Raw genomic sequence first — 15,677 nt, forward strand, 5'->3', positions numbered from 1 at the left:
GGCGGTCGCTGCCGGTCGCAAGCTGAAGCGAATGAATGGCGGCGTCCGCATTGAGGCGCATGTGGTCGATGTCAGCAAACGGGCGCTCGGTCCGCTGCTGGACGGCATCGATCTGGTGCTCGACGGCACCGACAATGCGGCGACGCGCTTAGCGCTCAGCGATGCATGCTTCCGCCTCGGCATCCCGCTCATCTACGGCGGCGTCACGGCCTCCGAAGGGATGAGCGCCGCGCTCATCCCTGGCCGGACCGCCTGCCTTCGGTGTTTGATCGGCGACAGCGCGGCTGACGATGGCGCCGATACATGCGATACAGTAGGCGTCATTTCGCCTGCTGTCGAGTTCGTCGCCGCGCTTCAAGCCGCTGAAGCGCTCAAGTGGTTGAGCGGCAATCGCGCAGCGATGCGAGGCACATGGGTGACGGCGGATATTTGGACATTCCGCGTAAGAGAACTGAAGCTGCCGGGCGGGAGCCGTCATTGCGAGTGCTGCGGCACAGAGGCGCAGTCCGGTGCGGATCGTCGTCGTCAGGATGACAAGCCCGCGATTGAGGCAGCCGTCCTGTGCGGACGCGATTCGGTGCAAGTAACGCTGGGAGAGGCGATTGCGCTGGATGCCATTCGTCCTTTGCTGGAGGAGCAAGGGTGTTCGCTTACGGTTAATCCGTATTTGACGAAGGCGGAGCTGCCGGACGGCCGGCGGCTCGTGCTGTTCTCCGACGGCCGCGTGCTTGTCCAAGGCACAAGCGACGCAGGAGAAGCAATTCGGCTGTGCATGACCATGCTGCAGCCGCATCGGGAAGGGGAGAGTATCGTTGGCTGATGCTGCATCGAAGAAGAAGTTGGATTTTCAGCTATATGTAATAACAGGGGCGAATTATCATCCGGGACGATCGATTGTCGATGTGATCGAACAAGCGCTCATCGGCGGAGCAGACATCGTACAGCTGCGGGACAAAACCGCATCGAAGCAGGATATTCGCGAGTGCGCACATAAGCTTCGCCAATTGACGAGACGTTATGGCGTGCCGTTCATCATAAATGATTACATCGACATCGCGCTGGAGGCGGAGGCGGACGGCGTCCATCTCGGTCAAGACGACTTGTCGCTGGAAGAAGCAAGGCGGCTGCTCGGTCCGGACCGGATTATCGGCATCTCGACGCACAGCATCGAGCAGGGACTGGCCGCGCAGGCAGGCGGTGCCGACTATATCGGTGTTGGACCGGTCTATCCGACGGGAACGAAGCCTGGCCGCGCAGCGGTGACGACGAGCTACGTGCAGGAGGCGGCAGCGCAGATCGCCATCCCGTTCGTCGCGATCGGAGGCATTACGCTTAGCAACGTCGACACGGTCATCGCGGCCGGCGCAGCGCGCGTCTGCGCCGTATCCGAGATCGTCGGGGCCGACGATCCGGCGGCGGTATGCCGCGCATTCAAGGCAAAGCTGAATGCTGCAGCCAGCCAAGCGCAGCCGCATGATTTTGCCGGAACAGGAGTCACGGTCAATGGTGTCGCCCAGCGAACGACCGCCCGCACGGTGTGGGAGCTGATCTGTCAGCACCGTCTGGAGGATCGCCGGATCGTCGTCGAGCTGGACGGGGAGATCGTCGTTCGCGAGGAATGGAGCCGTACGCCGATTCGCGAGGGCGCTGCGGTGGAGCTTGTACATTTTGTAGGAGGAGGCTGATGATGATGAATGATCAAGATTCGCTCGTAATCGCCGGGGTTAAGCTGCAATCCCGAATGCTGCTGGGGACGGGACGGTTCCCAAGTCCGCATGTGCTGCAGCAGGCGCTGACGGCTTCCGGCGCAGAGGTTGTAACGTTCGCCGTTCGGCGCGTTAACCTCGAAGAGGTAGAGGATGATTCGGTCCTTCAGCATCTGAGCGGCCGCCATTATACGTTCTTGCCGAATACATCAGGTGCGAACAATGCCGAAGAAGCGGTTCGCATCGCTAAGCTGGCGCGCGCGGCTGGACTTGGCAGTTGGATTAAGGTCGAGATCAGTGCCAATCCGCGCACCCTTCTCTCCGATCCTATTGAAACGCTTCGCGCAACGGAGCAGCTCGCGAAGGAAGGCTTCGATGTGCTGCCTTATACGTCGGATGATCCAATCCTGTGCAAAAGGCTGGAGGAAGCAGGCGCAGTGGCGGTCATGCCGGGCGGCTCCCCGATCGGATCGGGCCTCGGTATCTTGAATCCTTACAATCTCGGATTGATTATAGAAGAAGCGAACGTGCCGATTATCGTCGATGCCGGTATCGGTTCGGCGTCGGATGCGGCGCAGGCGATGGAGCTTGGCGCTTCGGCTGTTCTGCTCAACTCGCCTGTGGCGAAGGCGAAGGATCCGGTTGCGATGGCGCGGGCAATGAAGCTGGCTATCGAAGCGGGTCGCCTGTCGTATCTGGCAGGACGCATTCCGAAGAAGCGTTATGCGTCTGCCAGCAGCGCCCCTGAGGATTCGCTGTTCGCTTCCCCTGCGAAAGGAGCCCTCTAATGGGTGAACATGTCCTGATCGTTGGCGGCGGTATTATCGGGCTGTCATGTGCGTTCGAAGCGGCGCGGCGGGGCAAACGGGTAACGGTGGTCGAGCCGGATCGGTTCGGCGGCCAGGCATCCGGCGCTGCGGCCGGCATGCTTGCACCGTTCTCGGAGAATACGGAACAGCCGGATTCGTTCTTCGACTTATGCTTGTACAGCTTCAACAAATATGACGCCTGGACGACCGCGGTTGAACAGATAGCCGGCATGGACGTCGAGCTGATGCGGACAGGTAGCTTGAACATTGCTTTCCACGAAGCGGATGTGCTGCCGATGCAGACGAGACTGCTGTGGCAAAATGCGCGCGGCGCTCGTGCCGAGCTCGTCGAAGGCGCAGCGCTCCGCAAGCTGGAGCCGCGGCTGACAGAGCGCGCGGTCGCTGGCTTGCATTGCCCGGAAGAAAGCCATGTCTACGCGCCTAAGCTGGTTGTTGCGCTCCATGAAGCGTGCCGCAGACTTGGCGTTCGCCTCGTCGACTATGCCGGTCCTATCGCTGCCGTGCACAGCGGCACCGAAGCAGGAGTCGCTGTCACGACGGTATCAGGCGAGCGATACGAGGGAGATCGCCTCGTTATTTGCGCAGGTGCTTGGTCAGGCGCGTATGCCAATACGCTTGGTTTCTCGCCGGAGGTGCATCCGATTCGCGGTCAGATTTGCGCATTCGAATCGGCGCCTTCCGAAGTGAAGCACATGGTGTTCACCAGTCAAGCTTATTGGGTTGGCAAAGGCAACGGAACGATCGTATGCGGTGCCTCGGAGGATGTGGCAGGCTTCGATACGACTGTAACGGAGCGCGGCATTGAACGACTCATCCGGGCAACCGACCGCTCTTTCCCGTTCCTTGCCGGTAAGCCGACGGTGAAGCGCTGGGCGGGGCTGCGTCCTGCAACGCGAGACGGCAGACCATTGATCGGCATTCCAAATGGCAGAGCGGATATCGTGGCAGCGACAGGGCATTACCGGAACGGCATTCTGCTTAGCCCGGGAACGGCGTTCCTCGTGGCGGATTTGTTGGACGGCGCGAATACCGAGATCGATATCAGCGACTGCCGGCCGGAACGATTCAGCAGCACGGCTGCGTCGAGTCGTCCGCATGCGCAAGAGCTGGTGGCGCTGGAAGTGTAACTTAATAGAAACCGGGAGGCTGCGAATTCGATGGAATCGAATTCGCAGCCTTTTTGTTACCTGATATGCATGAATAAGCTTTCGAATCTCTCGATTATATACAAATTCTTATTGGTGATAAGCCCTGCCTCATGCTTCCGAAGCCGCTTTGCACCGCAAAGCTGTAGATCGCTCAACTTAGAATGCCGCCGATAAAGGTTTTCTCATTGTGTCGCGCGCCTATGGGTGAACGCATATATTGCCTATGACATCTTAGGTGGATGAAGGAGAGGGCTATGATGAAAAACAAGAAAGGGAAAAGCACGAAAGGGCAAAAGCCGTTTTTCTATGTGGATAACCCGAATACGACGTCCGAGCTTAGCTGGCTGGATGAGGTGAAGAAAAAGCCGGCCGGTACGTCCGGTCAGAACAAACCGATCCCTGCCGCTTCGCAATCGTCGGCTGTTGAACCGGCCCCGCAAGCTGCGGCCCCGCAACCATCGGCATCGCAGGATCCCCAAGTGACGCTTCATTCGAGCGCCGCGGCTCTGCAGTCAGCGCCTGTGAGCAAGCCCGGTGTTCCCTTGAAGAAAAGCACGCTGCCGCGTTCGGCGTTGTCGCTTATACCAACATCGAAGACAGCATCTGTCCTTCGAAGCCAACAAGCAGACAATGAAGTGAAAGCGGCGGATTCATCGACTGCGCCATCGGAGCAGAACGAGCAATACGAGCAGGGAGCGGTACCGCTGCCGAGCGAGTTCGACGCGGCAGAAGAACAAGCGGATGAAGAGCTGACTGCTCAAGAAAGCTCGCCGTCCGCTGATTCTGTAGAAGCGTTGAATCCTGCGGCGGCAGCAGCTAACGCGGGTATCGTCGTGTTCGTGCCGGCCGACAACACGGCAGCTGCGGCCAGCCTGCAGACGAACGAGGTTGTCCTTGCAGTCCAGGAAGAAGCCGTCGTGACGGAGGAGCTGACTCGAGCGGAGAGGCTTGCGAAGCTGGAAGAGAAACGTCTGCCGGAGAAGCTGGAGCCGATCGTATATTCGGACGATTTGGCTGACGGCTCCGTTGTAAAGGATAAAATCGCAAACGGGGCAGTCGACAGCACGAAGCTTCACAGCGGAGCGGTTATAACCGATTCGATCGCGGACTACGCGGTCGATTCCATCAAAATCGCTGACGGTGCGATTACATCCGCTAAGCTCGGGCAAGAAGTCATTACGGGCGAGCATCTGGCGAAAAATGCGATCTCCGGTCAGAAAATTCGTGACCGATCCATCACGGGCGATAAGCTTCGTGACAGCAGCATTACCGGCGAGAAGCTGGCGGATCGCGTCATTAGCTCGGACAAAATTGCGGAAGGCTCGATCGATGCGAAGCATCTGAAGCCTTTCTCTCTCACAGGCGAACTGTTGGAGGAGCAGTCCATTACATCGTCTAAACTGAGAAGCGGTGCCGTTCGTACGGAGAGCATAGCGAACGAAGCTGTCAACAATTCAAAGCTTGCTGAAAGTTCGGTCACGAAGTCGAAGATCCGTAATGGTGCCGTGACAGGAGAGAAAATTGCAGAGGCTGCGATAGACTCGACCCACCTGAAGCAGGGATTGCTGCTCGCCGAGCATGTAGCGATGGGCATCATTCAGGGAAAGCACTTGGCTCCGGGAGAAATCGCCGCAGAACATCTGACCGAAGGAGCAGTAGGCGCGCGGGAGCTGGCATCCAGATCCGTCACCTCGTCCGCACTGGCCGCCGAAGCAGTCTCCTCGGAGCATCTCCAGGCAGGAGCGGTGCTCGGAGCACACATCGCACCACTTCAAGTACAAGGAAGTCACATCGCCGATGAATCGCTGACGTCGACGAAGCTGTCGGAGCAGGCGGTCACGACGATCAAGCTGGCCGATCATGCGGTTACCTCCTCGAAGCTGGCCGACTACAGCGTGACATCGGCGAAGCTGGCCGACGAGATCGTTCAGCATAAGCATATTGGCCGCGCGTCGGTCTCGGCCGATAAGTTGTCCGACAACAGCATCGAGCAGCGTCACCTGACGGAAGGCTCCGTATCGTCGAAGGCGCTGCAGAAGGCATCGATTGACACAGCGCATTTGCAGAACGGTGTTGTGACTCATGAGAAGCTGGCGCTCCAATCGGTTAAGCAGGACAATATCGGCTTATCTGCAATTGGCACAGCTCAACTGGCAGACGGTTCGGTAGTGGAGAGCAAGCTTGCGGACGGCGTTGTGAGCAGCGCGAAGCTGGCCGAAGGCGCTGTTGACCGATCCCATTTGAAAGACGAGATCATTACGTTCGACAAGCTTGCGCCGGAATCGATTCGCTCCTATCACCTGTCGGCAGGTGCCGTAACCGGCGAAGCGATCCTGAAGGAAACGATCGATTCGTCACATATTACGCCGGGTGCAATCGAAGCACGCCACCTGGCAGAATGGTCCGTGGAGAGCGATTCCGTGAAGGACGGCGCGATCACATCGGCGAAGCTGGCGTCGCAGTCGGTGTCGGAGCGTCATATCGGCTTCGGTACGGTATTTGCGCATCATTTGGCCGACTATGCCGTTAACTCGCTGAAGTTATCCCCGGAATCGATCACCACGGATAAATTGACGGATTACGCGGTGACGTCGAGCAAGCTCGGCAACGAAAGCGTAACGAGCGAGAAGCTTGCTCAAGGCAGCGTAAGTTACGCGCATTTGGTGGAAGGCGCCGTGCGCCAGACGCATCTTGCAGAGGAGTCGGTCGGCAGCGAGCAGCTCGCGAAGCGTGCGGTGACTAGCCAGCATGTTGCACCTGGCGCGATTGATTCGGCTCTGTTGGCGGAGGCTGCCGTCACGTCGCGCGAGCTTGCTGAAGAAGCGGTGACGGAGCAGCATCTAGCAACGGATTCGGTCAGAAGCAGACATTTGGCGGAACGTACCGTATTCGGCATCCATTTGACGTCGGGCAGCGTTGGCGCGGATCATGTACTGCCAGGTGCAATTGAGACGACACATCTGTCGCCTGAGAGCGTGAATGCGAGTCATCTGCAGAGCGGCAGCGTTGGACCCCTTCATCTGAAAGACGGTGCAGTTAATTCCGTACACTTGTCAAGCAGCGCAGTGCAAGCGAAGCATCTTTCTGAAGGTGCGGTTCGCAGCATCCACCTGTCGCAAGGCGCGGTCGGTTCGGAGCATCTTGCTCCTTACGCCGTGAGCAGTCAAGCGCTCCAGAAGGACGCGGTCAACAGCGACAAAATCGCGCCAAGCTCCGTAAGCGGGGAGCATCTGATGCTGGAATCGGTATCGGGCAAACATCTTAAGGCCGAATCGATTCAAGGCTATCATCTGCGCAAAGGCTCCGTCACGCTCGCCCATCTGGCTGGCGACGCTTTGTCCTTCGATAAAGCGCCGGAGGGCAGTCTGCACGGCAGCAAGCTGAAGCCCGGTACGGTTACGGGCGGACTGATCGCCGAAGACAGCATTCACAGCGCGCATCTCATTGCCGGCAGCGTAGGTGCGGAGCAGCTGGCAGACGGCTCGGTGTCGCTGAGCAAGCTGAGCGGCTTGTTGGACGCTTCGAAATTCGTTCAGCCGTCCTCGGTCGATTCCGCGCTGCTTGCAGCAGGCGCGGTAACAAGCGAGAAGCTGGCGAATGCTTCGGTAGAGGAACAGCATCTTGCTAAGCATGCAGTAAGCGGCCTGCAGCTGCAGGATCAAGTCGTCAGTGAGCGGAAGCTGGCCGAAGGGGCGGTTACTGGCTCGAAACTGGCACATGGTGCCGTTGGAACGGATCATTTGGTAGATGGATCGATTGTGGGAACGAAGCTGGCAGACGGTTCCGTCGATTCCAATAACCTGATGGAATGCAGCGTTACTAGTGCGAAGCTGGCACCAGGCGCGGTACTCGGCATTCACCTTGCTGCCGCTTCGGTTGGCACAGGTGAGCTGGCGACGGGATCCGTCACGTACGGCAAGCTGGCAGACGGTGCGGTGACAGCGGAGAAGCTGGACTACGCGGCGGTTAAGAGCATCCATCTTGCGGATGGCATTGTGACGGAATCGAAGCTTGTAGAAGGTGCGGTTACCGAAGAGAAGCTCGCCGAGCATTCGGTGACGACTGCGAAGCTCGTCGATGGATCGGTCATCGCCTCGAAGCTTGCGGAGGCATCGATTCTAGGCCATCATCTCGTAAACGGCATCGTTACGGACGCCAAGCTGGCGGATGGTTCGGTGTCAGCGGCGAAGCTGACGGAAGCATCGGTCTACAATGTTCATCTGACAGACGAGTCGGTATCGGAATCCAAGCTGCAGAATGGCTCCGTGAGTCTGTTCAAGCTTGCGGATAACGCCGTATCGGCAGAGAAGTTGACGGAGGGATCCGTGACGGAGTCGAAGCTGGCAGACGGCGCGGTGACAGCGTCGAAGCTGGCGTCGGCTTCGGTCGGCAACATGCAACTTGCAGATGGCGTCGTGTCGGCTTCCAAGCTGACGAACGGATCGGTTACGGTAACGAAGCTTGCAGACGGTTCGGTAACAGCCGAGAAGCTAACGGCTGCGTCGGTAGGCGAAGTGCAGCTGGTTGATGGTGCGGTTACGACAGATAAGCTGGCAGACGAATCCGTGACTGCAGCGAAGCTGTCGTTCGCATCCGTAGGCGAAATGCATCTGGTGGACGGCGCAGTATCCGCGGATAAGTTGGCCGAGGGTGCCGTAACAGCTGTGAAGTTGGCACCTGGCTCCGTCACGGCATCGAAGCTTGCAGCAGCATCTGTGGGCCGCCTTCAGCTAGCGGACGGCGTCGTATCGGCATCCAAGCTGACCGATGGCAGCGTCACGTCGACGAAGCTGGCAGACAGCTCCGGGTCGATAGAGAAGCTGACGGCCGCATCGGTAGGCGAGGTGCAACTGATCGATGGCGTCGTAACGACAGCGAAGCTGACGGATGGCAGCGTCACGTCAGCGAAGCTGGCCGATGGCTCGGTGACAGCGGCGAAGCTGACGGCTGCATCGGTAGGCGAAGTACAGCTGATCGACGGTGCCGTATCGTCTGAGAAGCTGACGGATGGCGCCGTGACAGGTGCGAAGCTGGCCGATGGCTGCGTCACAGTCGATAAGCTCGCGGATGGTTCGGTAGGCAAAACGCAGCTGATCGATGGAATCGTATCTGAAGCGAAGCTGGTCGACGGTGCCGTGACAGGTGCGAAGCTGGCCGATGATTCCATCACAGTCGATAAGCTGACGGCAGGCTCGGTAGGCGAAGCGCAACTGATTGATGGCACCGTGTCTGAAGCGAAGTTGACCGACGGAGCAGTAACGGCAGCGAAGCTGGCCGAAGGTTCCGTCACGGCCGATAAGCTGACGGCAGGCTCGGTAGGCGAAGCGCAACTGATCGATGGAATCGTGTCTGAAGCGAAGCTGGTCGACGGCGCGGTGACAGGTGCGAAGCTTGCGGATGGCTCGGTAACCTTCGATAAGCTGACGGCAGAATCCGTAGGCAACGACCAACTGATCGATGGTTCGGTATCGTCTGAGAAGTTAACGGATGGAGCGGTAACGGCAGGGAAGCTTGCGGATGGAGCGGTAACCTTCGAGAAGCTGACGGCAGAATCCGTAGGCAACGACCAACTGATCGACGGCTCGGTATCGTCTGAGAAGCTGACCGATGGAGCGGTAACGGCAGCGAAGCTTGCGGAAGGCTCGGTAACCTTCGATAAGCTGACGGCGGATTCCGTAGGCAACGATCAACTGATCGACGGCTCGGTATCGTCTGAGAAGCTGACCGACGGAGCGGTGACAGCGGCGAAGCTTGCGGAAGGCTCGGTAACCTTCGATAAGCTGACGGCAGGCTCGGTAGGCAAAGATCAGCTGATCGACGGTTCGGTATCGTCCGAGAAGCTGACCGATGGAGCGGTAACGGCATCGAAGCTTGCGGAAGGCTCGGTAACGTTCGATAAGCTGACGTACGCGTCGGTAGGCAACGACCAGCTGATCGACGGCTCGGTATCGTCTGAGAAGCTGACCGATGGCTCGGTAACGGCGGCGAAGCTTGCGGAAGGCTCGGTCTCAGTCGGCAAGCTGACGTACGCGTCGGTAGGCAACGACCAGCTGATCGACGGTTCAGTCTCGTCTGAGAAGCTTGCCGATAGCGCCGTAACAGGCGTACAGCTTGCGGACGGCTCGGTCACAGCCGAGAAGCTGACGGCAGACTCCGTAGGGAACGACCAGCTGATCGACGGTTCAGTCTCGTCTGAGAAGCTGGCGGATAACGCGGTAACAGGAGCGAAGCTTGCGGACGGTTCGGTCACAGTCAAGAAGCTGACGGCAGCGTCGGTAGGCAGCGTGCAGTTGATCGATGGCATCGTATCATCCGCGAAACTGACGGATGGCGCTGTCACAGCATCTAAGCTTGCAGATGGAGCGGTGACAGCAGGGAAGCTGGCAGCCGCATCGGTAGGCAACGTGCAGCTGGTGGATGGCTCGGTGTCGGCAGCGAAGCTGACAGATAATGCCGTTACGACAGTGAAGCTGGTCGACGGCTCGATAACAGCAGCTAAGCTGTCGACGTCGTCGGTAGGCAATATGCAGTTGGTGGACGGTGTCGTTACAACAGCGAAACTGGCGGATGGCTCCGTGACGGTCAGCAAGCTAGCCGGAGGATCGGTTCGCAGCGAGCAGTTGGCCGACGGCGCCGTAACGGAGAGCAAAATTAGTATCAGCGCAGTAGGCTCGGATCAATTGGCGGATCTGGCTGTGCGTTCTTCTCACATCGCATATGGCACGATTCTGTCGGACCATCTGACGCCGGGCGTAATCGATGGCGATAAGCTGGCGAATGCGAGCGTAAGCGCAAACCACCTGACGGTCGGCGCAGTTACGAGTGAAGCGATTGCCGATGGCAGCGTAGGCGTTAGCAAGCTGTCCGCCGATGTCGTGCGCCTGATCGGCAAACCGGGCGTAAACGACGGCTCAATCGAGGCGAAGCATCTGCAGCCGGGCTCGGTCGAAGGCGCCCATCTGGCGGAAGGAGCAATCGGCGCACGGGAACTCGCGGATAACGCAGTGGCTGAGAACAACCTGACCTTCACGCCGATCACCACGCCGGCAGCAGCGAAGCTGAAATTCCAGCAATGCGGATTGACTTCCTTTGCCTTCACAGGTCAAGAGGAAACCTGCGAGGTCATCATCTCCTTCGAGGAGGCGTTCCAGGATAGCAACTATGTGTTCGTGGCGATGACCGACCACCCTGCCTGCATCGCAACGCTGAAGGGCAAGTCGGAAGAGTTCGCTCTGGTGACGATTTCCCGCATCCGCTTCAGCATGGAGCCGATTGGCTTCATTAACTGGATCGCAGTAGGCGCAAAGCAGTAATCGCAGACAGAGCGTTAAATCGTTCATTCAACAAAAGGCTGCACAGCAATGTTGGTTGCTGTGCAGCCTTTTTTATTGGTGCGATGACTATTCGGAATGCCTTGTAGGTCTTTTGTAATGAATATGTCGAATTGTGTATGTCGAATTTTGTGGTAATGTTAGGTATTGCATAATATGTCACTCGGTTTTTCTTACATTAGTTGCAATTTATTGTTTTTGATAGCAATATGGTGGTTAGAGTACTATAATTCTATAGGTATTAATAACTAGGGTTGTAGAATCTTATTTGAGATATTGCGCTTTTGGTTAATAAGAATTAACGTAATTGTTGTGTTTATCGCAATATGGAGGGAAAACGTGTGTCGAAAGATCAGAGGTACATATTCTGCCAGATGAGACTCTGGATGCTCCTTCCAATAACGCTGGTCGGTTTGACAGGCTGCACCTTATTCGGGCACAGCGGTGACGAAGAAGAGAGTGCAGCTAACTCGAGACCGCATAACACAATGACGGTGCGATATGACGGGAAACCAAGTCCATTACTACCTTTCGTTTATACGACCGATCGGGAGCTGACGCTGACGTTCGACGGCATGGCTGACGATGAGACGATGCATAAGCTGTTGGACGCTTTGGATCAATACGAGCTTACAGCGACATTCTTCCTTCCGGGCATGCGAGTGGCGGAGGAGCCGGATCTTGCGAGAGAGATCGCGGATCGCGGACATGAGGTTGAGAACGGCACGCTGGATGAAGCTGATTTGTCCTCCATGGACTATGAGCAAACAGAAAGAGAGATTCGCTTAGGTAACGATGTCATTCAGCGGGAAACAGGACGCTCGCCAGTCTTTGTCCGCGAGAAATCAGAACAATATAACGAGAATGAGCAGCTGGCAGCGGCTCAGAACGGGATGAAAGCGGTTGTCGGGTCCAGCTTGTATTTGCACAATTGGCAAGGAGAAAGCGAAGAGCAGAAGCTTCAATATATTCGCAAGCATGTCACAAGAGGCGGCATTATTGAAATCGACACGGAAGAGCTTCAGGATGCATCGTCAGTTGTACCTATACTCGCCGAAGCGGCGAAGGAGGTCGGCTATCGTTACGTACCGCTCCAAGTTCTGGCTGAGCACGGGGCCGTTCGCAAGTCGCTTGAACAGCTGCCTGGATATGATGCGATTAAGATTAATTCGAACTACGAGGGCTCGAAGTATCGGCTAATCTATAACGTCTCTACTAATCAGAAGATAGTTGCTCTTACTTTTGACGATTGGGGAACGGATTATACGGTTTCTAGCATACTGGATATTCTGGCGCAATCGAAGATCAAGGCGACATTCTTCCTAAGAGCGGATGGGGTAGAGCAGAATCCGAATCTGGCGAAGGCCATTGTCGATGAGGGTCACGAGGTCGCTAACCATACATACTCTCATCTAATAGCAACGAATCAATCTGCCGATTCACTTCAGAAGGATATTTTGCGAGCGCACCATGTTATCGAAGAGGCGATTCAGGAGAAGCCTGCGATGTTGTTTCGCCCTCCGACCGGCAGCATCGATGACAAGACCGCACAAGCGATTGCGGCGACGGGTTTCTCGGACATTGCACAATTTGATATTGATCCTTCGGATTACAAGAAGGAACGTACGGCCGATCAAATTGTTAGTGACGTGCTGTCTGAGGTACATAGCGGAGGCATCATCCTGCTGCATATGCTCGATGGCCTTCATACGGAAGAAGCCTTGCCAACCGTTGTTAAGGAACTAAAGCGTCAAGGATACACGTTCGTCACCATGACGGACTTAATAGGAGCAGAGAACGACTAGAACGTATGAATAGGAGCAACGCCATGAATGCTCGCATTTGGAACAAGGGGAAGACGTGGTTGCAGCCGCTTATCATTGTGGCGTTGGCAGCAGGGCTGACGGGTTGCAGCTGGGGCGAGAAGGAGAACTCGCTTGAGGGATCTTCGCAGACTAATCCGAATACGCAGGTAACGCGTTACGAAGGAGAGCCTAGCCAAGTTATTCCGTTCGTATACACAGGAGGACGGGAGCTCTCCCTTACGTTCAACGGCATGGCTGACGAAGAGACGATGACCCGTCTATTGGATGAATTGGACAAGCACGGCGTCAAGGCGACTTTCTTTCTGCCTGGCATGCGCGTTGCGGAAGAGCCGGAATTGGCCGAAGAGATCGCAAGACGCGGTCACGAGATAGAGAACAACACGTTGGATCGGACTGACATGAAGCAGCTCTCTTACGAGGGGGTGTATCGAGAGATTCATCTCGCCAATGAGATCATTGAGAGAGAGACGGGGATTAAGCCGCAGTATGTTCGGACCAAATCAGGCGACTACAGCGATGACCTCCGGCTCGCCGCTGCGCAAGATGGCATGAAGGCAGTCGTCGTCTACAGCCTGTTCCTTCACAATTGGCAGGGTGAGAGCGAACGGGACAAGTACTTATATATCCGCAAATATATAACCCGCGGAGGCATTCTGACGATCGATACCGAGGAGTTCGATTCGGCGATCGAGGCCATCCCGATGATCGTAAAGGCAGTTGACGAGGTCGGTTACAAGCTGATTCCGATGGATGAGCTCATCTCGCATGGAGGAGAGCGCAAGCCGTTGGAACAGCTGCCAGACTATGATTCGGTACAAGTGAATCCCGATTACGAGAATGCGAAGTATCGTCTTATCTACGACCAGCAGACGGACAAGAAGGAGATCGCGCTTACCTTTGACGATTGGGGCACCGATTATACGGTGACGAAGATACTGGATATTCTGAACGATCACAAGATCAAGGCTACGTTTTTTGTACGGGCAAAAGGCGTGGAGGCGAATCCGAATCTAGCTCGAGCAATGATAGAAGAAGGCCATGATGTGGCGAATCACTCTTATTCGCATCCAGTCGTCACGACTCTATCGGCAGAAGAGCTGCAGAACGATGTGGTTAAAGCCCATCAGGTCATCATGGAAGCCATCCAGCAGAAGCCGACGATGTTGTTCAGACCGCCTACAGGCGAGATCGATGACCATACGGCCAAGGCTATCGCTGCGGCTGGTTACCCGGATATCGCATTGTATGATGTTACAGCGCTCGATTGGGATGTGAAGCACAGCGCGGCAGATATTGTGAACTCGATCATGAAGCAGACCGAGAACGGGAGCGTTATCCTGCTTCATATGCTGGACGATATTCATACGCTCGAAGCGCTGCCTACTGTTATTGAGAAGCTGCAAGCACAAGGTTATTCATTTGTTACAATGGCTGATTTAATCGGATTGCATTCATAAATGAGAGCAGGGGATTGACGATGACCTTATCATCTCTGTACGAATCTATCATCGAGCGGTCGGAGCCTCTTGCGGTAGTCGGCCTAGGTTACGTTGGGCTGCCGCTTGCTGTCGCTTTTGCTAAGCAGGTTGATGTAATAGGCTTTGACCTGAACGAACGGAAGATTCAAAGCTATCGGAACGGGGAAGATTTGACGGGCGAGCTTGAGAATGACGATATCCGTTCCAGCGGCGTTTGTTTCACTTCCGATGAGGCTGCTCTGGAAGAGGCCCGATTCTTCATTGTGGCGGTTCCGACACCCATACAGAGCGGCAACATACCGGATCTGAAGTATGTCACTAGCGCAAGCCAGCTGATCGGCCGGAAGCTGCGGAAGGGTGCTGTCGTCGTCTTCGAATCTACGGTTTATCCCGGCGTGACCGAAGAGGTGTGCGTTCCTATTCTGGAAGCTGAATCCGGACTGCGCTGCGGACAAGACTTTAAGGTCGGCTATTCACCGGAGCGGATCAATCCAGGAGATAAGGTTCATCGGCTCGAGAACACGATCAAGATTGTATCGGGCATGGACGAAGAGACGCTGGATTATGTGGCGCACATGTACGAGCTGATTATTGAAGCCGGCGTTTACCGGGCGGACAGTATCCGGGTCGCAGAGGCGGCCAAGGTGATCGAGAATGCGCAACGCGACGTGAATATCGCCTTCATGAACGAGCTGTCCATGTTATTCCATGAGATGGGGATCGAGACGAAAGCGGTTCTAGAGGCAGCTTCGACCAAGTGGAATTTTCTCCGTTTTAATCCGGGTCTTGTTGGCGGGCATTGCATCGGCATCGATCCGTATTATTTGACCTATAAGGCAGAGGACTCCGGTTATCGGTCGCGGATTATATTAGCGGGCAGACATATTAACGATGGAATGGGCAAATATGTCGCGCAGAGTCTCGTCAAGACGCTCGTTCGGCGCGGATTGGACTTGAATAAAGCGAGAATCGGCGTGTTCGGGCTTACGTACAAAGAGAATACGTCCGATATTCGTAACACGAAGGTGACGGATGTGATTCGGGAACTTAACGATTACGGGATTGTTCCGCTGGTCGCTGATCCGGTCGCTAATGCTGAACTAGCCTATGAGGAATATGGCATAGAGCTGACCGATATGGCAGACATGAAAGAGCTGGATGTGATTCTATTGGCGGTGCCTCATGAAGAATTCATTTCCATGAGCATCGAGGATTATGACGCGCTCTATTCCGCTAAGGGACCGAAAATCATGTACGACATTAAAGGCGTCTACCCGCGTAAAGCGTTTGAGAGCCGGGATTATTACTATTGGAGTTTGTAAAACTCTCGGTTAGCCGGGAGAGATTGGAGACGGTGC

8 protein-coding genes are annotated in these 15,677 nt (G+C 56.1%); all 8 read left to right on the forward strand.

Going from position 1 to position 15,677, the window contains the following annotated elements:
- A partial coding sequence (locus tag SBI19_RS02275; RefSeq protein WP_317964595.1) for a ThiF family adenylyltransferase occupies positions 1-820 on the forward strand: 820 nt, incomplete at its 5' end.
- Complete coding sequence (gene thiE, locus SBI19_RS02280; RefSeq protein WP_317964596.1) at positions 813-1,685, forward strand: thiamine phosphate synthase; 873 nt, start codon at positions 813-815, stop codon at positions 1,683-1,685. The genes SBI19_RS02275 and thiE, both read left to right, overlap by 8 nt.
- Positions 1,685-2,494 (forward strand): thiazole synthase, encoded by an 810-nt coding sequence (locus SBI19_RS02285; RefSeq protein WP_317964597.1) that lies wholly within the window; start codon positions 1,685-1,687, stop codon positions 2,492-2,494. The genes thiE and SBI19_RS02285 overlap by 1 nt, the downstream gene beginning before the upstream one ends.
- Positions 2,494-3,663 carry a glycine oxidase ThiO gene (gene thiO / locus SBI19_RS02290; protein ID WP_317964598.1) on the forward strand — a complete coding sequence of 390 codons (1,170 nt, stop codon included), beginning with the start codon at positions 2,494-2,496 and terminating at the stop codon, positions 3,661-3,663. Before SBI19_RS02285 ends, thiO begins: the two co-directional genes overlap by 1 nt.
- A gap of 275 nt (positions 3,664-3,938) precedes the next feature.
- Positions 3,939-10,997 (forward strand): WIAG-tail domain, encoded by a 7,059-nt coding sequence (locus SBI19_RS02295; RefSeq protein ID WP_317964599.1) that lies wholly within the window; start codon positions 3,939-3,941, stop codon positions 10,995-10,997.
- A 359-nt stretch (positions 10,998-11,356) separates the two neighbouring features.
- Complete coding sequence (locus SBI19_RS02300; RefSeq protein ID WP_317964600.1) at positions 11,357-12,820, forward strand: polysaccharide deacetylase family protein; 1,464 nt, start codon at positions 11,357-11,359, stop codon at positions 12,818-12,820.
- A 23-nt stretch (positions 12,821-12,843) separates the two neighbouring features.
- Positions 12,844-14,298, forward strand: a complete 1,455-nt coding sequence (locus SBI19_RS02305) for a polysaccharide deacetylase family protein (RefSeq protein WP_317964601.1) — start codon at positions 12,844-12,846, stop codon at positions 14,296-14,298.
- A 20-nt stretch (positions 14,299-14,318) separates the two neighbouring features.
- Positions 14,319-15,641, forward strand: coding sequence for a nucleotide sugar dehydrogenase (locus SBI19_RS02310; RefSeq protein ID WP_317964602.1), 1,323 nt, complete (start codon positions 14,319-14,321; stop codon positions 15,639-15,641).
- Positions 15,642-15,677 lie beyond the last annotated feature (36 nt).

The sequence above is a fragment of the Paenibacillus sp. CCS19 genome, from assembly GCF_033239625.1.
Taxonomy (GTDB): Bacteria; Bacillota; Bacilli; order Paenibacillales; family Paenibacillaceae; genus Paenibacillus_T.

Coding starts and splice junctions, on each gene's coding strand:
- SBI19_RS02310 (WP_317964602.1), top strand. CDS start 14,319: ATGACCTTATCATCTCTGTACGAATCTATCATCGAGCGGTCGGAGCCT.
- thiO (WP_317964598.1), top strand. CDS start 2,494: ATGGGTGAACATGTCCTGATCGTTGGCGGCGGTATTATCGGGCTGTCA.
- SBI19_RS02305 (WP_317964601.1), top strand. CDS start 12,844: ATGAATGCTCGCATTTGGAACAAGGGGAAGACGTGGTTGCAGCCGCTT.
- SBI19_RS02295 (WP_317964599.1), top strand. CDS start 3,939: ATGATGAAAAACAAGAAAGGGAAAAGCACGAAAGGGCAAAAGCCGTTT.
- SBI19_RS02285 (WP_317964597.1), top strand. CDS start 1,685: ATGATGATGAATGATCAAGATTCGCTCGTAATCGCCGGGGTTAAGCTG.